General features: G+C 72.2%; 19 protein-coding genes. 8 read left to right on the top strand and 11 right to left on the bottom strand.

The genetic code is table 11. The features are described 5' to 3' along the window. Nucleotides 1-5 precede the first annotated feature (5 nt). From F5972_RS08260 to F5972_RS08235, 7 genes are all read right to left on the bottom strand, one after another. Complete coding sequence (locus F5972_RS08260; protein WP_150932826.1) at nucleotides 6-1,319, bottom strand: lanthionine synthetase C family protein; 1,314 nt, start codon at nucleotides 1,317-1,319, stop codon at nucleotides 6-8. Next, complete coding sequence (locus tag F5972_RS08255) at nucleotides 1,319-4,153, bottom strand: lantibiotic dehydratase (protein ID WP_150932825.1); 2,835 nt, start codon at nucleotides 4,151-4,153, stop codon at nucleotides 1,319-1,321. The genes F5972_RS08260 and F5972_RS08255 overlap by 1 nt, the downstream gene beginning before the upstream one ends. A gap of 62 nt (nucleotides 4,154-4,215) precedes the next feature. Continuing rightward, the gene (locus tag F5972_RS37015) at nucleotides 4,216-4,368 is read right to left on the bottom strand and encodes a hypothetical protein (protein ID WP_191910012.1); all 153 of its coding nucleotides are present in this window, start codon (nucleotides 4,366-4,368) and stop codon (nucleotides 4,216-4,218) included. A 206-nt stretch (nucleotides 4,369-4,574) separates the two neighbouring features. Next, nucleotides 4,575-4,976 carry a DUF397 domain-containing protein gene (locus F5972_RS39155; RefSeq protein ID WP_150932824.1) on the bottom strand — a complete coding sequence of 134 codons (402 nt, stop codon included), beginning with the start codon at nucleotides 4,974-4,976 and terminating at the stop codon, nucleotides 4,575-4,577. Between the two features lie 254 nt (nucleotides 4,977-5,230). Continuing rightward, on the bottom strand, nucleotides 5,231-6,085 hold the full coding sequence (locus F5972_RS08245; RefSeq protein ID WP_150932823.1) for a helix-turn-helix domain-containing protein: 855 nt from the start codon (nucleotides 6,083-6,085) through the stop codon (nucleotides 5,231-5,233). Between the two features lie 14 nt (nucleotides 6,086-6,099). Further along, nucleotides 6,100-6,603 carry a DUF6879 family protein gene (locus F5972_RS08240; protein ID WP_150932822.1) on the bottom strand — a complete coding sequence of 168 codons (504 nt, stop codon included), beginning with the start codon at nucleotides 6,601-6,603 and terminating at the stop codon, nucleotides 6,100-6,102. Next, complete coding sequence (locus F5972_RS08235) at nucleotides 6,596-6,835, bottom strand: hypothetical protein (RefSeq protein ID WP_150932821.1); 240 nt, start codon at nucleotides 6,833-6,835, stop codon at nucleotides 6,596-6,598. Before F5972_RS08235 ends, F5972_RS08240 begins: the two co-directional genes overlap by 8 nt. Before the next feature lie 290 nt (nucleotides 6,836-7,125). Here F5972_RS08235 and F5972_RS08230 point away from each other — a divergent pair, with 290 nt between their 5' ends. Next, nucleotides 7,126-8,163: a hypothetical protein gene (locus F5972_RS08230; RefSeq protein WP_150932820.1), complete on the top strand. Its 1,038-nt coding sequence runs from the start codon at nucleotides 7,126-7,128 to the stop codon at nucleotides 8,161-8,163. A 17-nt stretch (nucleotides 8,164-8,180) separates the two neighbouring features. On the opposite strand, the gene F5972_RS08225 is transcribed toward F5972_RS08230, so the two are convergent. Then, nucleotides 8,181-8,468 (bottom strand): hypothetical protein, encoded by a 288-nt coding sequence (locus F5972_RS08225; protein ID WP_150932819.1) that lies wholly within the window; start codon nucleotides 8,466-8,468, stop codon nucleotides 8,181-8,183. Nucleotides 8,469-8,586: 118 nt separating this feature from the next. After that, entirely contained in the window at nucleotides 8,587-9,171 is a 585-nt protein-coding gene (locus F5972_RS08220; RefSeq protein ID WP_150932818.1) for a hypothetical protein, read from the bottom strand. Nucleotides 9,172-9,302: 131 nt separating this feature from the next. Between F5972_RS08220 and F5972_RS08215 the strand changes: the two genes are divergently transcribed. From F5972_RS08215 to F5972_RS08200, 4 genes are all read left to right on the top strand, one after another. After that, a complete protein-coding gene (locus F5972_RS08215) occupies nucleotides 9,303-9,683 on the top strand; it encodes a DUF1360 domain-containing protein (RefSeq protein WP_225311281.1) in 381 nt (126 codons plus the stop codon). Between the two features lie 2 nt (nucleotides 9,684-9,685). Next, nucleotides 9,686-11,425, top strand: coding sequence for a hypothetical protein (locus F5972_RS08210; RefSeq protein WP_150932816.1), 1,740 nt, complete (start codon nucleotides 9,686-9,688; stop codon nucleotides 11,423-11,425). 276 nt (nucleotides 11,426-11,701) lie between these two features. Beyond that, nucleotides 11,702-12,055 carry a hypothetical protein gene (locus F5972_RS08205; protein WP_150932814.1) on the top strand — a complete coding sequence of 118 codons (354 nt, stop codon included), beginning with the start codon at nucleotides 11,702-11,704 and terminating at the stop codon, nucleotides 12,053-12,055. Then, nucleotides 12,052-15,483 carry a phage minor head protein gene (locus tag F5972_RS08200; protein ID WP_225311280.1) on the top strand — a complete coding sequence of 1,144 codons (3,432 nt, stop codon included), beginning with the start codon at nucleotides 12,052-12,054 and terminating at the stop codon, nucleotides 15,481-15,483. Before F5972_RS08205 ends, F5972_RS08200 begins: the two co-directional genes overlap by 4 nt. Before the next feature lie 201 nt (nucleotides 15,484-15,684). On the opposite strand, the gene F5972_RS08195 is transcribed toward F5972_RS08200, so the two are convergent. Together F5972_RS08195 and F5972_RS08190 are read right to left on the bottom strand one after the other, a co-directional pair. After that, nucleotides 15,685-16,260, bottom strand: a complete 576-nt coding sequence (locus F5972_RS08195) for an RNA polymerase sigma factor (RefSeq protein WP_225311279.1) — start codon at nucleotides 16,258-16,260, stop codon at nucleotides 15,685-15,687. Further along, nucleotides 16,257-16,592, bottom strand: coding sequence for a PadR family transcriptional regulator (locus F5972_RS08190; protein WP_150932812.1), 336 nt, complete (start codon nucleotides 16,590-16,592; stop codon nucleotides 16,257-16,259). Before F5972_RS08190 ends, F5972_RS08195 begins: the two co-directional genes overlap by 4 nt. Nucleotides 16,593-16,761: 169 nt before the next feature. Between F5972_RS08190 and F5972_RS08185 the strand changes: the two genes are divergently transcribed. The 3 genes from F5972_RS08185 (at nucleotide 16,762) to F5972_RS08175 (ending at nucleotide 19,721) form a co-directional block, all read left to right on the top strand. Further along, complete coding sequence (locus F5972_RS08185; RefSeq protein WP_150932810.1) at nucleotides 16,762-18,396, top strand: major capsid protein; 1,635 nt, start codon at nucleotides 16,762-16,764, stop codon at nucleotides 18,394-18,396. Between the two features lie 112 nt (nucleotides 18,397-18,508). Then, on the top strand, nucleotides 18,509-19,315 hold the full coding sequence (locus F5972_RS08180; RefSeq protein WP_225311278.1) for a hypothetical protein: 807 nt from the start codon (nucleotides 18,509-18,511) through the stop codon (nucleotides 19,313-19,315). 19 nt (nucleotides 19,316-19,334) lie between these two features. Next, a complete protein-coding gene (locus F5972_RS08175) occupies nucleotides 19,335-19,721 on the top strand; it encodes a hypothetical protein (RefSeq protein WP_150932806.1) in 387 nt (128 codons plus the stop codon).

Below are 19,721 nucleotides of genomic sequence, written 5' to 3'. Positions count from 1 at the left end.
GGAACCTACCTGTCGTCGGTGTCGTGGTCGGGGGAAACGGCAAGGGGCATCAGCAGCGCGGCCGTCCACGGATCGGTCACCCGCGGGGAGGGCACGCCGGCGCGGTCGGCCAGGGTCAACACGATCCCGGCCGCGCCGACCAGGAGCCCCGGCTCGTCGGTCGCCACGCCGTGGTCGCTGTGCCGGAAACCGAACGGCAGCGCCGGATCGTAGTGGGCGGCGAGGGCGTCGGCGGCACGGTCAGCGGTGATGGTGCTGCCCGCAGCCTGCGCGCACATCAGGACACCGGCGATGCCGTGGCAGAGGGTGGGGCCTTCGGTGTCCCAGCCGGTGGTGCGGGACCCCAGGGCGTCAATCGCGCGGCGGCCCGTCGCCGCCAGGCCGGGATCGGTCAGCGCTCGGCCTGCGGCGATGAGGGCGGCGCTGATGCCCGGCGCTCCGTAGCACCAGGCGTCGCGGCGGCCACGGGTACTCGGCTCGGTGCTGGTCCCGGCCAGGTCTTCGGCGGTGATCTGGGGTGGCCAGCTTTCGCCGGCCTGCCAGTCCAGCAGCCAGCGGGCTGCGACGCTGATCGCTTCGGCCTGTCGGGTGTTTCCGTGCCCGGCAAGCTGGCAGGCCGAAAGCAGCGCCAGGGGCCCGGCGATCCCGTGGGCGAGGCCGGTGTTGGCGGCGTCGCGGTTGTGTGGGTCGGCAAGCGCCGCAGGATGCCGTGGGGTTGGCCGCCACCAGCCTGGTCGCCCTTCCCCAGGCGTGTGGATCATGCCGGTGAGGGAGGCGCGGGCGGCGGCGAGACCGGGTTCGGCGTTGGTGTGCCCGGCGCGGGCGGCGGCGAGCAGGACCGCTCCGATCCCGGACAGGCCGTTGATGAGGTCGTAGGTCTGCCAGGGGGTTCCGGCCTGCCCGGCGTCCCGCCGGTCCTGCTGCCAGGCGGCGACGAGGCGGGCTCGTTCGGCCAGCCAGTCGACGCCGCGTTGAACGGAGCGTTCGTGGCGGCCGGGGTCGGGCAGGTAGGGGGTGCCGAGGATCAGTGAGGCGGCCAGGGCGCCGGCACCGTTGAAGATGCCGCCGGCCCGCCCGGGGGTGGTGCCGAGCAGCTGTGCGGCGCGTGTCCAGTGCTGGTCGGCTGCGGCCGCGAAGCGGGGGTCGAGGGTGGCCAGGCGGGCGTGCAGGAGCGCGGTCCCGGCCAGGCCCCGCGACAGGGACGTCACGGCGGGCCCGGCCGCGGTGATGATCGGGTCGGGATCCAGGAGCCGCTCGGCGAGCAGGATCGCGAAGTCGGCGGCGCGGGCGTCGGGAAGGGTGCCGGTCGGGGTCGGCATCAGGTCTCCTTGATGGTGCGGATCAGGTCGGCGGCCAGGGCGCGGACGATGTCTTCGCTGTCGGGTGCGATCCGGTTGCAGTGCATGTGGATCACGTCGGAGGCGACCCGCGCCCCGATGCCGGGCGGGAGGGCGGCCGCGTAGTCGGCCAGTGCCGATTCCCACGCGGTGGGCCACGGGGATGCGGCGGCACGTGTACGGGACCGCAGGGCGTGGGCGAGGCGGTGGGTTGGGCGGTCGAGCCGCGCGGGTGCGATCCCGTCGATGCCGATCCGTCGGGCGATCGCCGCCGCGCACGCCGCTGCGACGCTGAGGCGTGCGTCGTCCTCCCGGATGGTGCACAGCACATCGAGTGCGAAGGCGCTGTCGGCGGCGAAGAACCGTTCGGCGGCGGTGATGGCCTCGCGCCCGCCGTACCGCTCGGTCTCCTGCTCGTAGGGTTCGACGCAGAACCCGGAGATCAAGCCCTGCCGGTGCAGGTTGGACGCCCACCCGGTCACCGACGCCAGCAGCGTGCCGGTGGCGGCGGGGTCGGTGTGGAAGCGGATCCTGAGGTGTTCGCCGTGGCGGAGGTCGCGGTAGCGGAGCCAGAACCACCGGTCCCCGCGCCCGATCAGGTCGCCGGCTCGCGGGGCCAGCGACTGCAGGATCCGCTCGTGGCAGCCGGACGGGGCCTGGACGGCCAGCGACAGCCAAGGCCCTCCCGGAAGGTGGAGGCCCTGACCGGGCGGCCGTACCGGCGGTGCCGCCTGTGGGAGGGCGGGCGAAGGTGCGGCGCGGTCCAGGCTGACGACCAGTTCCAGGAGGTGACAGCCGCCGGGACCGGGCAGCACGGCCGAGCTTGATGCCTGGGCGCCCCACGGGGCGGTGACGGCGGTGAGGCCGCGCCGGACATAGCGGCGCAGAAGTTCACGGTCGTCGGCCCGCCGCAGGTCCAGCGGAAGCCGACGGTCTGCGTCGTCGGTGGCCACGACGTCGGGAGGGCGTGGCCGGGTCGTCTCCCGCCAACAGTTGAGAGCTTCCTGCCACCGGTCGCGTTGGCCGGCGAGGGCGGTCAGATGCCGCGGCAGGGCCCATCGGGCGGGCGCGAGCCAGGTGCCGCGGTAGCGAACAGCGGGGGTGAAGGGGGCGGTGGTGAGGCCCCGCCACGACCAGCAGTGCCAGGGACGTTCCCCGGAATGTCCCGCTGCGGCCAGGAAGCGGGCGGCCGGCGGCAGCAGCCGCGGCGTGATCCGCGAGTACAGGACCGGCCGCACGGGCCGGTCGCGGGTGACCGACCACACGATCAGGCAGCCGCCGGCAGAGAACACCACCAGGTCGCCGAGGTCGAGATCGCCCGGCCGGGCCGGGACGCCTACGGGGAGCCGGTGCGCGGCAAGCCCGGTCTCGGCCGCGACGGAGGCGACCGCGTCCGAGCGGGGACGCGCCACCAGCTCGGCGATCAAGACGCCGTGCCCGTCGCCGGCGTCGGGGGGGATGTGCGGAAGCTGGCGGAGCAGGCGGAGGAACCGGCCGGTCGTCGACAACGCGTCCTGTGATCCGCCGGACACTGCCAGATGGAACCGGTGATCCGCGCCCTGCTCAGCTGCGGGCAGGACGTGCACGTAGATCTCGGCCGTGCGGGGAGGGGGGGCCTCATCGCGGTTGGTCAGCCGGTCCACGATCGCCTCGTCCAAAAGGATCTCGGTCCTGCCGTCCGTCAGCGCGTCGGCCAGCAGGTGGGCCAGCACTCCCTCACCGTGCGGGTCGGCTGGCCCGGCGCCGATGTCGGTGGCGTCGTCGTCGAGGGGGCCGAGGCCGATGACGGGATCGAGGAGTTCCAGGAGCGGCACGGCCCGGCGGGTGCCGTAGCGGGTGACGAACCTGCGGTGGTAGTCGGCGAGCGGGTCGCAGCCCGAGCTGATCCGCCACAGGACGCCGGCGGCTTCCGCGGCTCGGCGGGCCAGATCGGCGGGCAGGACCACGGTGGCGTCGGCCGCGGTGTCCACGCGCAGGACACGGTCGGCGGGCAGGACGTCGCGTGTGATCGCGTCGGCGGCGGTGAGCAGGTGCAGCCGCTTGGCGTCGCCCGGCCGGTGCTCGTCGGCCCCGGCCAGGTGATCACGGAGCTGTTCCAGCCGGTGGCGCAGCAGCGAGGAGCTGGGGAGCCGGTCCAGCAGGTGCGTCAGCGGGTCACGGCGCGGGTCGTCGGGAAGCAGGTCATGCAGGAGAAAGCCGTGGCCGATCAGCTGTCGCACGAGTCGTGGCCCCGCCTGCGGGGCTGCTTGCGGCCATCGCGATGCCACCGCGGCGAGCAGCCGCTCAGCGGGCATCCCGTTCCTGCAGTACCGCAGGACGAACGCGGTCACCTCGGTATCGCGGATGCCGATTGTCACAGTGCGTCCCCGGCCGCCGGGGGAAGGCTGCTCGATCTCCCACCGACCGCCGCGCAGCAAGGCGAGGTTGCTGGTCGTCACCCGCGTCGTGGACAAACCGTCAGAGCCGTCGATGATCGAGCGTGCCAGCAGATTCAGCCACAGCGGGTCGGGGCTGGTGAAGGCCCGGTGGTCGGCCCCTAGCCGCAGGTCAGCCGGAATGGAAGGGCCGGCGGACAGCGTCGCGGGCGCGACACCGGCGAACACGCCCTGCGGGGTGGTGCGGGTCCGGGATCGTGTCGCGTAGGCCCGCCTGGTCGCCGCGGACGCCGAGCCGTGGGGTGCGTGCTGCGTGAAGCCACCGGCCGTTGTGATCGCCTCGGCGAGCAGCGGGTCGTCGTCGGTGTCGTGGCCGTGCTCCGGGCGCAGGGGGATGCGGGCCAGCGCGTCGGTTCGGGCGGTGAAGATCGGACGAGCCACAGGACGTCTCCTCCATGGGGCCGCGGCCGGTTGAATGCCGCGGCCCCGTGCCGGGGGTGGGGTCAGTTCTGCGGGTCGGGGTAGCGGCAGGCGGGCTGCGTGCCGCAGCCGTTGTCGGTGATGGCGTCGACGACCAGGAGGCTGCCGCCCACGTCCGTGGCGTCGAGGTCGAACAGATCTGCCGTGGTGGCGTCCAGGACCGCGCTGTTGTTCATTGGTGTGCCTTTCCGTGGCGCGCAGGCATGCTGTCCCTGCCTCTGGTGCGCGCCGCTGACCAGAGGCAGGGGGCCTATGGAGGGTGTAGAGCAGCGGGTTGCCGTTCTGCGGCGATTCCCGCAGCGCGGCTGCTGTTGCTCTCCTTCGCTAACCGGTGCTGGTGCCCGTGGCCCAACCGGATGTGCCGTTGTCCCCTCGCCGCTGCCTACCCCCGAGCTGGGCAGGAGCATCGTTCACGAGGGGTGGCTGCAGGGTCAGCCGGTCCGGGCATCGTCGCCCGTGCGGGCGGGCACTTCCCGGTGTCGGGCTGCCACCTGCCTGGCCGCCGCTTACGCGGCACCCTAGGAGGAGGCGGCCCGGGTGTTGTCGGCCAGCCGGCCCGGGTGTTGTCGGCCAGCCGGTCCCGGTCGAACTCTCCGTCGCGGACGCCGCCGATGAAGGCGTCCCACTCGGCAGGGGTGAAACCCAGGGCGGGGCCGGCGGGGTCCTTGCTGTCCCGCACGCCGATGGTGCCATCGCCCAGCAGCGTCACCTCGACACAGGCGCAGTTGTTGGCGCTGCGGCTGCTCTTCCGCCACACGGCGCCGGGCAGATCGGTCGCGAGCATGGTTTGTCTCCTTGTCCCTCGCACGGCCTCCCGGGGACACCCGGGAGGGGTCTTTCGAGGTGCGGGCAGACCGGCCGGATGGGCGGGCCTGCGGGGGCTCGGCCGGGGGCGTGCGTGGCGCGGCATCGGGTGACGCCTCCTTGCCCTGAGCATGAGGGGGGCAGCGGGCCGGCGCCGGGGCTGGCGTGACCGATCGCCATGGACGTGACGGTAAACAGCCGGGGCGAGGCGGCTCCAGAAACTTGTACGAACTTCTACGCCTGTTCCAGCGCGCCGATCGCCGCAGTGATCAACGCCTTGGCCTTGTCCCCGTAGACGGCGCTGGATGCCAGGTCGTTGAAGCACTTGACGTACAGGGCGATGTCCCGCGGCTGGGTGATGGTGATGATGGCCGACACCAGCTCGATGGACACCGTGGCGTCGCCGTAGATGTGGAAGGTCTCGGTGAGTTTCTGCACGCGCCGACCGGCCAGCGGGATGACGCCCAAGGACAGGTTCGGCTGGCGCATGCCGGTCAGGAGGTGGTGCAGCTGCTCGCCCTGCACGTCATCGCCGAAGATCCGGTTTCTGAGCACCGACTCCTCGATCAGCATCGCGCAACGGCGGGTGCCGTCGTCCAGGAACCGGCGGCGGGCGACGCGCGCCTCGACCCCTGCCTCGATGTCGGGCACGTCGGCCTGGTGGAAGTCGGCGAAGCGGCGCATGATGGCCCGCATGTAGCTGGGCGTCTGCAACGGCCAGGGGACGAGGTTGGAGGAGTAGAACCGGTACAGGTGGTTGTCCTCGAACAGCGACAACCCCAGATCCTGCATCCGTTTCATGCTGCGCTGAACCCTGCGCCATTCCAGGTAGGAGGTTTCGGCGCTGCGGGAGGCGGCGATCAGGTTGGGGATCTCCTCGGGGACACCGCAGATGGTGCACCAGGCGCGGATGTCGTTGTCGCTGGGCGGGGTGCGGCCGTGGATGAGGCGGGAGCATTTGGTTTCGTTCCACCCCGCCTGCCGTGCCAGCTCCCGGGCGGTCAGGCCGGAGTCGCGCAGCATTTCGCGCAGCCGGTCGGCGATCGCCTGGCGCGCCTGCTGGGTGCTGGATGAGGGGGAGGTGGCCATGAGTGTGCTTGCGGTCAGGCGGGCTGGTACTCCTCGTGGTCGATCCCGCGGTCCCACACGGCCTCGAATGCCGAGGCGCACAGTTTGGCCGCGTCCGGGTCTTCGGTCAGCTGGTAGCCGGCGGGGTCGCCGTCGCCGCTTTGGAAGACCCAGCACACCAGGGCGCCGTCGAACTGCCAGAAGTCGCACCCTGGAAGCGCCAGGTCCGCGGCACGCGGGCGAGGCAGCCAGCGCACCCGCTCACCGGCGGCCTGGTTGGAGTAGCCGGTGGCGGCGTGCTCGAAGCGGATGTAGTCGCTGACCGGTTCGGACACGATCCTGGCTCGGCGGAAGGTGACCCCCCGGGCCGTGTGCTCCCCGACCAGGGTCACCCACGGAGCGACATTGCCGTGCTGCGCGATCTGGTCGATGGGGACGCCCTCACGCCACAGCGCGTAGTCGGGGCCTCCGGCGCCGTAAGCGTCCCGCATCTCCAGGTGTGTCACCGACCGCTGGGTTCGCGCGAACAACTCAGCCAAGATCTGGATCATGCTCACCCAACGCCTCCCTCAGAGCTTTCCGCAGTTCACGCGGCACCCGGACGGCCCGCTCGTGAGGGTCGATGTGGCTGTGCCGCTGGATCTCGGTCAGTACATCCGGATCTTCGATGAGCGTGCCCACGATCACGAGGCTTCCGTCCGTGTCGTCCGCGTGGACCGAGGGGCAGCTGTCGGTCTGGCTGCCGCCCTTGCCATAGAACCGTAGCGCCATGGGGGAACTCCTGCCTGAGAGCTTGTACGGACTTGCACAGATGCGAGCTTGAAGCGCGGCGGTGAAAGCAGTCAAGAGTGCCGGTGAGCGGGGCGGTGGCGCGTCGCCGCCCCTTTCCGCCCTGCTCAGCGGCGGTATCCCGGGGCCCGGTCACGATCGTCGAGCCGAAGATTTGACCCGCATGCAACACCATCCAAAACGCATCGGAGTCCGGAACGCGCGTCCGCGGCATTGACTGTCCGGCGTCAGTGACCCGACTCGACGCCCCCGTTCGGGGGTGACTGGAGGACATGGTGACCCCCCGGACCACCTGCACCACCCCCGCGCCGCTGCGCCGCGACCCGACCCGTGACGCCCTGTACCGGGTGGGGCCGGTGCGGGTGGCCGTGCAGACCGACCACCCGCCGGCGCTGGCACATCTGGGCGACTTCTACTGCCACGCCGACACAGGGCTGCCGTGGTGGCTGGTGCGCGGCACCCTGGCCGAGCCGCCGCCGGGGATGCGCCGTGACCCGGGCGGCGCCGGGTATCGGGCGGACGAGCGGGAGCGGGTGCTGCACATCGCCGCCCGCCGTCCCGCCGTGCTGCAGCGGGCCCTGCGGCAGGCGGTGCGGGAGGTGATGCTGGCGCACTGCGAAACCCGCCGCCACGTCATGATCCACGCGGCGGCGGTGCGGCGCCGGGACCTGCTGTTGGTGTTCGCCGGCACGGCCGGGGCGGGCAAGACGACGCTGGCCGTGGACGCGGTCGTGCGGCACGGGTTCGACTACGTCGCCGACGACCACCTCATCCTGTACCGCGACGACCAGGAGAACGGGGGCGGGCTGGTCGCGACGGGCCTGCCGACGACGATCCCCGTGGGTATCGGCACCTACCTGGGGATGGAGGACGTGCTGCCGCCGCCGTGGGACGCGCGCGGCGTCAACCTCGACTCGTACCGGGGGTGGCCGGCGGAGACGCACAGGGCGCTGCGCGGCCGCGTGCACTACACGTTCGCGTCGTTCGGGCAGCCGCACCCGCTGGTCGTGACGTTCGGGCGGGGGCGTGTGCGGGTGGTGGTCGTGCAGCCCGAGCGTGCGGCAAGGCTGGGGCCGCTCGTGGAGGGCGGCACCGCCGCCGACCTGCAGCGGCTGCTGGCCACTGGGTGGGTGGCCTCGCCGCTGGTCCACCCGGTGCGTTTGCCGTACGTGCGGCGCACACCGTTGGAGGTGCAGGCGGACGGGCAGGACGTGCTGGGCAGCCTGTGCGCGCGGGCGCGGATGCTGCGGTGGGCGCACACCGGCCGGGTCGGCCGGCTGCTGACCGCGCTCGGCGAGCCGCTGGCCTGACCGGCCCGGCCGGGGTCCTACTCCCCGGCCTGGGCGGCGGCGACCTTCTGCAGCTCGGTGTGGGCGGCGAACTTGTCGGCCACGTTGTCCCAGAACGTGTGCCCGTACAGGGCGTGCACAAGGCGGCCCCGCTCGGCGCGGGCCACCTCCAGCTGCTCCTCAAGCGCGGGGTCAACGACCACCTCACCGGCCGCGATCTTCGTCGGGGGCGGGAATGCGTCGCAGAGGTCCCGCGCCACCTCCGCCGCGCGGACATACGCTCGCTGCAGCTCCACCAGGTCATCGTCGAATTTGAGATCTGCCACTTCCGCCTCCAGGTCCGCGCCCCTCGGGCGGGCATCGTACGCGGGCGCGGTGACGGCCTGGGAGCCGCCCCGGCCGCCGGGGGCGGCCTCTCCGTCCCAGCCGTCACCGGCCCGGCAGTTACAGGAAGTTCATGCCGTCCCGCCAGGCGTCCCCGGCCGCAGGCTCCCCCAGGGGAGACGGTCTGACAGTCCACAAGTAGAAGGCCCCGGCAGCGAGGGCGGCGGCCTCTGCAACTACGACAACAGGGTGATCCAGCAACGTCGTGGGGGGCGGGCCCTGCCCACGGGGCCACCGCGGCAGGAACAAATGAGCGGTTACGGCTGGGAGGAAGCCGGAGACTAACGCGATCAGGGACGCGGCACCGACTTTGGCTGTCAGCGGGGCTCGGGCCCACTGCACGCCTAGGAACCCAGCCAGCAAGGGCAGCGCCATCGTGACCATCATCACGCCGATGGCCGCTGCCGCCAGCGGGAGGTACGGGTACATGCCGGGGTTGGAGCCGACGCCAAGGGCGCCCATCGCCACTGCCTCCCCCACAAATGTGGCTGCGATCGTCGTGACCCGGCCGAAGAGGGACATCCCGGCGCGGCTGGGGGCGACCCACCGGGCGCGCTCCTCAACGACCAGCAGGATGAGCAGAACCGGTATCACCTGGGCGGCGGTGGCGAAGAACTCCAGAGGGATGGGGGGCTCCTGACTCATACCCGATGATCGGCTGCCATGCCCGGCTGGTTACGCCGTCCGGCCGCGACGCGCTCACCCCCAACCCCCAAAGTCCGTAAATCTTCCTGCTGTATGGCTTCCGCACCGGAAGATTTACGGATAGCGGTCCTATGATCGGCGCGATAGCCGGGGGATCGCGCGGTTGGGGGCAGCTGTTGATCGGGCTGGTTGAGCTTGGCGTGCTGGCCTTCGCGGGTTACAGAGCAACCCAATTGGTGATCAATGACACGATTTTGGACCCAGCGCGGGATGTGGTGTTCCGGTGGCGCGACCGCCGCCCCACCTCCCAGGCCCGGGACTGGGCGGTCACCCTCATCTCCTGCCCGTACTGCATGGGCTGGTGGCTGTCCGGCGCGATCCTCGCCGTGTACCTGCTGGTCGCGGGCCGCTGGGGCGACACCTCGCCGCTGATCCACGGCATCGAGTGGTTCGCCGTGGCGGGGGCGGCCGTGCTGCTGAACCGCGCCGACACGGCCATGGGCCAGGGGTGACCGTGACGGCCCGCGCCCCGGAGCTCACCGCCGCCGCCTCCCGGTTCGTCGCCCGCCGCCTGCGGGTCCGCCAGGTCGACCAGGGCTGGCAGGACCAGGCATGGTCGTACTTCGACAGCACACCGGAGGTGCGGTTCGCCGCCACCTGGGTCGGCAACGCCATGTCGGGGGCGAAGCTGTTCGCGGGCCGCCGCAACAGTGAGGGCAGCATCGACCGCGCCCCCGACGACCACCGCGCCGCGCAGCTGGTCGCCTCCATCGCGGGCGGCCCGGACGGGCAGGCGCAGCTGCTCGGCGGCTTCGGCCCCCACCTGGTCGTCGCCGGGGAAGGGTGGATCATGATCCGCCCCGACCGCAACCCGGCCGGCGACGACACCGGGGCGGGCGCGGACTGGCGGGTCCTGTCGGTGTCGGAGGTCACCCAGCAGGGCAACAACCTGGTCGCCGACGTCGACGGCGAACCCGTGGTGATCCCGCCGTACGACGCCGACCAGCCGGACCCGGACGCGCCGGTCGCGATCCGGGTGTGGGAGCCGCACCCGCGTAAGCACATGGAGGCCGACTCCCCCGTGCGGTCGTCGCTCGGGCTGTTGGAGGAGTTGCGGCTGCTGAACGCCGCCGTCGCCGCCATCGCGAGGTCCCGCCTGACGGGGCGCGGGATTCTGCTGGTGCCGAAGGGCACCACGTTCCCCCGCACGAAGGCGGAGGGCGACGCCGAAGACGACCTGATCGAGCTGCTGATGACGGTGGCCGAAACGGCGTACAAGGACCCCGAGTCGGCGGCCGCCACGGTGCCGATCATCCTGGAGGTCCCCGCCGACAAGATCGGCGAGATGCGGTGGCTGACGTTCGAGTCGGACTTCGACGAGCTGGCGATCCGCCTGCGGGAGGAGGCCATCCGCCGATTCGCCACCGGCCTGGAAATGCCAGCGGAAATCCTGCTCGGCCTCGGCGACACCAATCACTGGTCAGTCTGGCAGTTGAGCCAGGAGGCGATCCGCCTGGCGATCGAGCCGAAGCTGGGCACCGTCGCCCACGCCCTGACCACGCAGTGGCTGCGGCCCCTGCTGGAAGACGAAGGCGTGGCCGACGCCGGGGAGTGGCTGGTCTGGTACGACTCCTCACCGCTGCGGGTGCGGCAGAACCGGTCGGAGATCGCGCTGCAGGTGTACGACCGCAACGCCATCTCCGACGAGGCGCTGCGCCGGGAGACGGGGTTCGAGGAGGACGACGCGCCGCGGCCCGGCGCCCCGAACACGCAGGGCGACCGCGCCGACGACGGCCAGGAACGCGGGCGTCCGGCCGACCCGGACCTGCCGGTGGACGAAACCATGAAGGAGCCGGACACGCTGCCCGCCTCCACCTCCGCCTCGGCGGGGGTGGCGGGTGAGGGGTTGCTGGCCGCAGCGGACGGGCTGATCTGGGCGGCGCTGTCGGCGGCCGGGGAGAAACTGATCCGCACCCCCGCCTGCCCGAGGAGCGAACGCGGCCGGGCGAAGGCGATGCAGCCGGCCGCGCTGCACACCCTGCTGTCGGTGGACGGCGCGCACGTGGAGCAGTGGCGGTTGCTGGACGGGGCGTGGTCGCGGGTGCCGGAGATCGCCGCCCGGTACGGCGTCGACGGCGACTGCCTGGCCGCGTCGCTGGACTCCTACTGCCGGGAGCTGATCGCGGCCGGGGTCGACCACACGTGGGAGCAGACCGCGGGCGTGTTGCGCGCCCCCTGCCTGGTGGCCGCATGACGACGACGGCGCCGGCTCAAGAAGGGGTGCGTAGATGGTTGCGATGGTGGGCCTGCCCGAACGTCCCCCCGTGCCCCCATGGCGGCGTGCTGCACGACATCGAGGACCTCGAAGATCAGTCCCCTCGCTGCTGCGTCGGGGGATGCTCGTGCGGAGGGCAGGCGTGATGGCTGGCAGGCGTGAGCGTCCCCATGTCGCGAAGGCGGCACCAGCGGGTGCCGACCACACACGGGAGCAGACCACGGGTGTGTTGCGCGCCTCCTGCCTGGTGGCCGCATGACGACGACGGACGGGCCGCTGGGGCACAGCAGGGCCGCGCACGCCGCGCACGGCTGGTGCTCGCACTGCCGGGACCGGTCGGTGGCGGAGGAGCTGTTGGCGTGGCGGGTGCGGGAGAACAGCCACACCGGTTGCGGCGAACACGACCCGGACGGGCCGCCCGAGCACGACGGGAACGTGCCGCTGGTCGGTGAGATGCGGCACGGGTGGTGCCCCACCTGCCAGGCGGCGAGCCTGGCGATGGCGACGATCAGCGCCGCCACCACCGAAGGCGTGACGATCATCGGGGGGTACGCGGTGTGCGAGGGCTGCGGCTGGTCCCCGTACGCCGACACCGGGGGCCTGCCATGACCGGCGGCAAGGACCCGAGGCAGGCCGCCCGCGACGCCGCCGACCGGACGTTGACCGGCCTGGAACGCATGGTCGAACGCGCGGTGGCCGACGTGCTGGACGAGGTGGCCGAGGAGTTCGGCCGGTCGCTGGAGGCGTCCGGCCTGCCCCTCGCCGTGCTGCATCGGCTGGTGGCGGCGGACGGCGACCCGATCGACGACGCCGACCTGCGCCGCCCAGGCACGCTGTGGCGGGGGCTGCTGCGGCGGATCCTCGCGGTGCTGCTCGCGGTGTGGGAGGCGGCGTTCCACGCGGTGCTACGCCGGTTCGACGTGCCGCCGCCGCCCGGCAGCGACGACCTGGTGCCGCGCTGGCTGGACGACCCGTTCAGCGTGCCGGAGGCGGCGCAGGCGTACATGCGGGAGGCGGAGAACCGCCTCGCCGCCGTGGGCGACAACCTGTGGCAGGCCGCCCGGCAGGCCCTCGCCGACGGCATGGCCGCCGGGGAAGGCGTCAACCAGCTCCGCGACCGGCTCAAACGCACCTTTGCGGAAGACGGGGCGGTGCTGGGCGACACCCGGGCGGAGCGCATCGCCCGCACCGAAACCGCCGCCGCCTGGAACCGCGCCAGCCTGGACGCGGTGCACGCGATGCCTTCGGAGGTGCGGCCCGGCTTCAAGACGTGGCTCGCGACGATGGACCGCCGCACACGCCCCGGGCACTTCGCCGCCGACGGGCAGACCGTGCCGGTCGTCGCGCCGTTCCTGGTGGAGGGCGAGCCGCTGCAGTACCCCGGCGACCCCACCGGCTCCCCCGCCAACACCATCCAGTGCCGGTGCACGGCGGTGTTCGGGTACGAGCCGACCCCGCCACCGGACGACGGCCGCCAGTACCTCACCGACGAGCAGATCCGCCAGGTCGTCGACTACTACCAGGAGCAGGGAATCGTGCGTGACGCCCACCCGCAACCCGACCTGTCCGCCGCCTCAGGCGGCCCGTACACCGGGGGGATGGTGGCGCTGGTCCCCTCCCAGGCGGACATTGAGCGCCTGGCCGTGCCCGGCGGCGAACTGCCGGAGGACCTGCACCTGACGCTGCTGTTCCTCGGCGACGCCGACGCCATCGACGCCCCCACCCGGGCGGCGATCACCGACGCGCTGGCCTCCGAGATGCCCGGACAGATGGACCAGCCGGACGGGCTGCAGCCGCTGGAAGCCAACGCGTTCGCCATCAGCGTGTTCAACCCGGCCGACGACGAACGGGACCCGTGCATCGTGCTCGGCGTCGGCGGGCCCGGCCTGGCCGACATGCACCGCTCCGCCAGCTACATCGTGTCGGGCCTGTTCGACCTGCCGGAGCAGCACACCCCGTGGGTGCCGCACGTCACCCTCACCTACACCGGAGACCTGGCGCAGGTCGCCCAGCTGGCCGACCGCACCGGGCCCATCACGTTCGACCGGCTGCGGGTGGCGTTCGGCGGCGAGGTGACCGACATCCCGCTCGGTCGAGGACAGGACGGAGACACCATGCCCGATCAGACCGCAGCCGCCGACCGGTCGCAGCGCCGCCGCTGGTCCACCCCCGGCGACACCGCGCTCGCGTTCGAGAACGTCGAGACCGGCGACGGCCGGATCTTCGCGCCGAACGCCCTGTACTGGGAGGGCGGGCCGTGGCCGCTGCAGTTCGCCGACGAAATGCTCGGCGGGCACGAGGGGGCGGAGCTCGCCGGCGACATCCAGGACCTGGACCGGGCCGGGGACCGCATCCCCGGCGCCGGTGACCTGTACCGGTCGCAGCCGGCGGGCCTGGCGGCGGAAAGGCTGCTCGACGAGGGCGCGCCCCTCGGCGTCAGCGTGGACCTGGACGACGTCGACATTGAGTTCATCGACCGCACCACCAGCGAAGGGGACGGCGGGGAGGTGGTGCTGCTGGCGTCCGCCGCCCACGCGTCCGCCCTGCCCCTCCCGGACGGGTCGTGGCTGGTGTCGGTGACGTCCCATGGTGAGGTCGCCGCCGCCGCGGGGCCGGTCCGCACCAGGCGGGCGGTGCAGTGGACGACCACCCCGGACGGCACGGTGCCGGTCGCCGCGCTGCGGGCGCTGGCCCAGGACCCCGGCGTGGTGACCGCCGCCGCCGGGGACGCCGACGACCCGACCCGGGGCGAGGTGCTGTTCACCGAGTCGTCCGGGGACTTCCTGATGCGGATCACCCGGGGCCGGGTGCGCGGCGCGACCCTGGTGTCCATGCCGGCGTTTCATGGGGCGCGGATCGTGCTGGACCCCATCGAGCAGGAGGAGGCTGCCGCCGCGGCGTCGGCGTGCCGCCCCAACGAGGAGGAGCCGGCGATGGTGGCGGAGGGGCCGCGCATGGCGGAGGTGGTTGCGTACGTGTCGACGTCGCCCACGCCGACGAGCCCCGCCCAGCTGGCCGACGCGCTGGGCATGAGCGTGACCACCGCCCGCGCCTACTTGGCCCGGGCGGCGGAGGCGGGCCGGCTGGTGCGGCTCGCGCCGTCCCTGTTCGTGGGGGCGGCGGGCTTCCCCGAGGGGCAGGTAGCGGCCGGCGCCGGGCCGGGCGTGGATGGGGCCCTGTCGTGGGGCGGACAGGAGGAGGCGGCGATGGCCGGGCTGGAGGCGTCGGCGTGGCAGGCGATGCAGGACATGCCGCCGCTGCCCGCCGGCTGGTTCCGGGAGCCGACGGCGGAGGAGCTGCCGCCGGGGTCGGGCGGGGTGCACTACCGCGACGGCCGGATCTTCGGGTGGGTGGCGCAGGCCGGGGAGCCGCACGCCGGGTTCCCGAACCGGCGGCTGACGATCGAGTCGCTGGGGGACATCGACCTGACGCATTTCCTGCGGGCCAGGCTGCCGCTCGACGACGGCTCCTTCGCGAGGGTGGGGGCGTTCACGATGAACGTCCCGCACGCGCGGGACGGCGCCGAGTGTGAGAACGCCGCCTGCCAGTTCGACGACACCCGCACCGTGGCGGGGATCGTCGCCGTCGGCATGAACAGCCGGGGCATGTGGTTCAGCGGGGCGGCCGCGCCGTGGCTGGCCGAGTGGGACCGCCGCGTGTTCACCGCGTGCCAGCCGAGCTACCACATGCGGCAGGGCTCGGGCGGCAGGTGGCAGCTGCGGGCGGTGCTGTCGGTGCCGGTGCCCGGCCACTCCTCGCCGCTGGCCGCGTCGGCGGTGGCGCACCGGGCGAACATCGCGCTGGCCGCCTCAGCGGCGGCCGCCCCACCCCTGCCGACGGGTGGGGATCTAAGGGCGTTGGCGGCGCTGCTCGTGGCGGACACCAGCCTGGTCGACGACCTGCTGACGGCGATGGAGGTGCGGGAGCAGCAGCGGGCCGACGCCCGCGCAGAGATCGTCCGCCTGCAGCAGCAGGTCGCCCCGGCCCGGGCGGAGATCGCCGAGTCCATGGCGGCCACCATCAAGGGAGGTAATTGATCATGCCGTGCGGGTGCCAGAACAAGAACCGGACCCAGTACGAGGTGGTGCAGAATGGCAAAGTCGTCTACACCTCGACCAGCGAGCCGACCGCCAGGGCAGTGGCGAAGCGCTACCCGGGAGCGGAGGTGAGGCCGAAGGGCGGTGTCACGTCAACTGACGGCGCTGGCTGACGAAGCCCCCGCCGAATAGCGAGGGCTGTCAATAGTAGTGGCGTACTGGAACGCCAGAATCTCTTAGCTTATGCAGCCCGTGCCATACCAGGCCCCGCACCGACCTCTCATCGGTGTCCATCAGCCGTGCAATGTCAGCGTCCGACAACCGGTGCAAGTACCGCAACGTAAGCGCCTCGCGCTGTGGCCCGGGTAGCAGGCCTAGCGCTGAGATAAGCCGTTCGCGTTCTTGCTCGGTAGCAAACGACTTCCTACCACGCAGATCGCGGAGGATTCGCCCCACCGCTTTCGCCGGGCCGCCCATAAGGTGCAGGGAAAACACGGTTGCTCGCAAGAGCCGTGTCACCGGCAACCCTTCCGAGCGGCGCGCGATGAACTGCATCTCCGGCAGCCACTCGTCCTCAAGAATGTGCTCCCGGCACTCGTCGGGAAGATCGCGAGCCGCGCGTTCGAGCAGCCAGTGGGGAATCCGCTCCAGCCGGGTGGCGGCTTCCTGCTTGATGAGATCGCTGCAGATGGTGCAGGCCACCGCCATAAGCGTGGCGACGAGAGTGACGAGAGCGCCCGTCAGGTAGATGAGGCCAGTCAGCAGATATCCGGTCACGCGGTGCCACCCTGGGGCCGCAACCGGGCGTTGACTGGCGGCCGGTAAGCCTCGGCAAGTGCCTCCAGCCGCGCCTGGGCAAGCACAGCGCCGTCCGGAGTAAGGAGGTACATCCGGCGAGGGCGCCGGCCCGCCTCCTTCGGGTCGATGTCTTCCCTGTGGCTGTTCAGCCAGCCCGCCTTTTCCAGTGTGGCCAGGATCGGGTACAGCGTGCCGCTGTGCTGACTGGTGAGCTGCATGAGCTCGAAGCCGTAGCGGGGCTGTTCGACGTCCTCCAGGAAGACCTTCAAGATCTGCGCCATTTTGGGGGTGACGCTCAAATGGTCGGCCATATCGAAGAATCTACATACCCTATGTAGATTCCGCAAGCCGGGTAGTCGGTGGGGGTCGGGGCGCCATGCAGAGCAGCGCCCCCGGCTGAGACCCTGTGCTATACGATCTGGAGCATCGCCGCTGGTTATGGGCCGGGCTCTCGTCCTGTAGGAGAGAGATGCCGCAGCTGTGGACCAGCAGTTTGAGCTTCCCGAGGACCTGACCCGCCTGACCGACGACGAGCTGGTTGACCTGCTCGACGGGGCGGTTGCCGCGTTCGACGCCCGATCCACCAGCACCACCGTCACCCCCGACGACCTGGCGCAGCTGCGCACACTCGCCGAGTTCGTCAACAACGTGCGTTCCGAGCAGCAGACGCGGCGGGAAGCCGCGGAGGCCGCCGCCGCCGAGATCGACGCTCTGGCCGCGCAGGTCCGCGGGCAGGACGCCCCGCCGGATGAGCCGGAGCCGGAGCCCGCCCCGGAGCCAGAGCCCGCCCCAGACCCGGGGCCGGCCCCGGAGCCGAGGGAGGCGACGGCGTCGGGGGCGGTGGCGCGCCGCCCCGTGCTCGACCTGTCCGGTGTGCGCCGCCGCCAGCCGCGTGTCCTGCCGCAGGACACCAACCCCCGCCCGGAGATCACCGCGTCGGTGGACGTCCCCGGCTACCAGCCGGGTCAGCCGCTCGACATGGACGGCGTCACCGAGGGCATCATCCGCCGCGCCAACGCCCTCAAGACGGCCGGCGGCGGTGTCGGCCTGTGCGCCTCCTACCGGCTGCCGTTCACCCGGGAGCTGATCGTGAACGACTCGTCGTCGGGCACGGAGGGCACCCGGGCGGTGATCCTCGCCGCCGACCAGTCGCGCCTGCCGAACAAGGACCTGGTCGCGTCCGGCGGCTGGTGCGCCCCCTCGGAGACGGTGTACGAGCTGACGGACATCGCCTGCCCGGAGATGCTGTGGGACGCACCGGAGATCCAGCTCGCCCGTGGCGGCCTGCGCTTCTTCAAGATCCCGTCGCTGGACGTGGGGTCCATGACATGGGTCCACACCGAGGCCGACGACATCTCCGGCGCGACCAAGCCCTGCTTTAAGATCCCCTGCCCGGAGCCGGACGAGATCCGCTGCGACGCGGTCGGCGTCTGCCTGGAGGCGGGCATCCTCACGCAGCGCCACTTCCCGGAGTTGGTGGCGTGGTACCAGCGCAACACGATGGTCGCGCACGAGCTGCGCGTCCGCCAGGTCCTGTTCGAGCAGGCCCGCGCCGCCGCCACCGCCGTCACCATCACCGCGACGTTCGGCGCCTTCTCCGCGATCTTCGCAGCTGTGGCGCTGCAGGCCGCCGACATGATCGAGCGGCACAGCCTGTGTGACTCCATCTCGATCGAGGTGGTGTTCCCGTGGTGGTCGCGGAACATGTTCCTGGCGGACATCGCCCGCCGCAACGGCGTCGCCTGCGACGAGATCAGCGACCAGTGCATCATCGACGCGTTCCGCACCCTCGGCGTGCGGGTGCAGTGGGCGCGCGGCCTGACCCCGGCGGTTCCCACCGACATCGGCGGCGCCACCCCCGCCCCGGACTGGCCGCAGCAGATCCCGTTCCTGATCTACCCGTCGGGTGCGTTCCAGATCGGCCGCGGCGGCGAGATCAGCCTGGGCGTGATCCACGACTCCACGAAGTTCAGCACGAACGACTACACCGCGGCGTTCTCCGAGGAGTGCGTGGCGCTGATCAACCGCGGCCCGGAGGCGCGCATCGTCACGGTGCCGGTCTGCCCCGACGGCCGCACCGGCGAGCAGCTGGGCGTCGCCTGCCCGATCGCCTAACCCTCGCCCCTCCACCGGACGCGCAAGGCACGGAACCCTCGCCCCGTGCCTGGCGCCCCCGACCACCTTGTGAGGAGGTGAGCGGATGCCACCGGCCGGCATGAGACGGCGTGTGGCCGCGATCCCGGGCACGCCGCTGCCGAACGGCATCCTGGGCGGCTGCTCGACGGTCATCGACGTGACCGAAGACGACATTCACCAGCTGCTCGGCGTGGAGTGGCTGGGTTTGGGCTGCAACCCGGTGCGCGACACCGACTGGTGCCCGCCCGGCGACGAGTCCCCCGGTGAGGTGCCGGTCAAGGAGTTCGCCCGGCCCGAGGTGGAGTCCGCCGACCCGGTCACCCTGTACGCGGGGGTGGAGTGCTCCACCATCGGCTGGTCGTACGCCGAGGCGATCGAGCACGTGCGGGCCACGCTGCTGCTGGGTGAGCAGCGCGGCCTGGAGGAGTGGTTCTGGTCCGCCGTGCTCGCCCCGAAGGCGATCGACCTGACGCCCGCGGCGGGGCCGGTCAACATCGCGCAGGGGGTGGCCGCGCTGGAGGGCTGCCTGGCGGAGAACTACGGCGGCATCGGCACCCTGCACGTCCCCGCGGGGGCGGCCGCCCTGCTCGGCTGCTGCAACGCCGCGGTGCTGCAGGGCAACCGGCTGCGGACGCTGGCCGGGAACTGCGTGGTGATCGGCGCCGGGTACTCGGCCCTGAACAGCGGCCCGGACGGCACCCCGGCCGAGCCGGGCACCGCCTGGCTGGCCATCTCGGGGCCGGTGCTGATCCGGCGCGGGCCGCTGGACATCGTCCCCGGCAACCCCTCCCAGTCCGTCGACTACCGGTACAACGACCGCCGCGTACTTGCGGAGAGGACCTACGTCCCGGCGACGACCTGCACCGTGTGCATGATCCAAATTCAGGTTTGTCCGTGAGAGGTGTGGCGGTGTGCCCATGAGCGTGATCATCCGTGTTCGTCCCGCCGCCGACCAGCGGCGCGCGTTCGCCGCCTGGGCGATCACGCAGACGCCGAAGCTCCGCACGGTGTCGCCGGTCGAGTTCGGCGTGCCCGCCCACCTCTTTCCGGCCGTCCCGGAGCACCTGCTGGCGGGTGCGTTCGTCGACGGCCGCCTGTACGTGGCACCAGACCCTGTCCAGTTGTCGGGGGACGCCAGCCGGGGTCTGGTGCCGCCCCCCGACCAGGAGGGTCCGGCGGAGCTCGAGGAGCCCGCCCCGCACGACCAGCCCGCCGAACCGGGCGAGGCCGCCCAGCCGGCCGAGCCGGAGCGGGCGGCGGCGGCCGCGCGCAGGTCCCGCAGCCGCCGCACCCCAAGGAGCTGA

The organism is Microbispora cellulosiformans (genome assembly GCF_008728085.1).
Lineage (GTDB): Bacteria > Actinomycetota > Actinomycetes > Streptosporangiales > Streptosporangiaceae > Microbispora > Microbispora amethystogenes.
Note: the sequence above shows the minus strand (reverse complement) of the source record. Positions and strands in the feature narration are given on the sequence as shown.

What these genes read in the sequence shown, in the direction of transcription:
- F5972_RS08230 (WP_150932820.1), top strand. Translation starts at nt 7,126, where the DNA reads ATGGTGACCCCCCGGACCACCTGCACCACCCCCGCGCCGCTGCGCCGC.
- F5972_RS08175 (WP_150932806.1), top strand. Translation starts at nt 19,335, where the DNA reads ATGAGCGTGATCATCCGTGTTCGTCCCGCCGCCGACCAGCGGCGCGCG.
- F5972_RS08200 (WP_225311280.1), top strand. Translation starts at nt 12,052, where the DNA reads ATGACCGGCGGCAAGGACCCGAGGCAGGCCGCCCGCGACGCCGCCGAC.
- F5972_RS08190 (WP_150932812.1), bottom strand. Translation starts at nt 16,592, where the DNA reads ATGGCCGACCATTTGAGCGTCACCCCCAAAATGGCGCAGATCTTGAAG.
- F5972_RS08220 (WP_150932818.1), bottom strand. Translation starts at nt 9,171, where the DNA reads ATGAGTCAGGAGCCCCCCATCCCTCTGGAGTTCTTCGCCACCGCCGCC.
- F5972_RS08215 (WP_225311281.1), top strand. Translation starts at nt 9,303, where the DNA reads ATGATCGGCGCGATAGCCGGGGGATCGCGCGGTTGGGGGCAGCTGTTG.
- F5972_RS08245 (WP_150932823.1), bottom strand. Translation starts at nt 6,085, where the DNA reads ATGGCCACCTCCCCCTCATCCAGCACCCAGCAGGCGCGCCAGGCGATC.
- F5972_RS08205 (WP_150932814.1), top strand. Translation starts at nt 11,702, where the DNA reads ATGACGACGACGGACGGGCCGCTGGGGCACAGCAGGGCCGCGCACGCC.
- F5972_RS08260 (WP_150932826.1), bottom strand. Translation starts at nt 1,319, where the DNA reads ATGCCGACCCCGACCGGCACCCTTCCCGACGCCCGCGCCGCCGACTTC.
- F5972_RS37015 (WP_191910012.1), bottom strand. Translation starts at nt 4,368, where the DNA reads ATGAACAACAGCGCGGTCCTGGACGCCACCACGGCAGATCTGTTCGAC.
- F5972_RS39155 (WP_150932824.1), bottom strand. Translation starts at nt 4,976, where the DNA reads ATGCTCGCGACCGATCTGCCCGGCGCCGTGTGGCGGAAGAGCAGCCGC.
- F5972_RS08235 (WP_150932821.1), bottom strand. Translation starts at nt 6,835, where the DNA reads ATGGCGCTACGGTTCTATGGCAAGGGCGGCAGCCAGACCGACAGCTGC.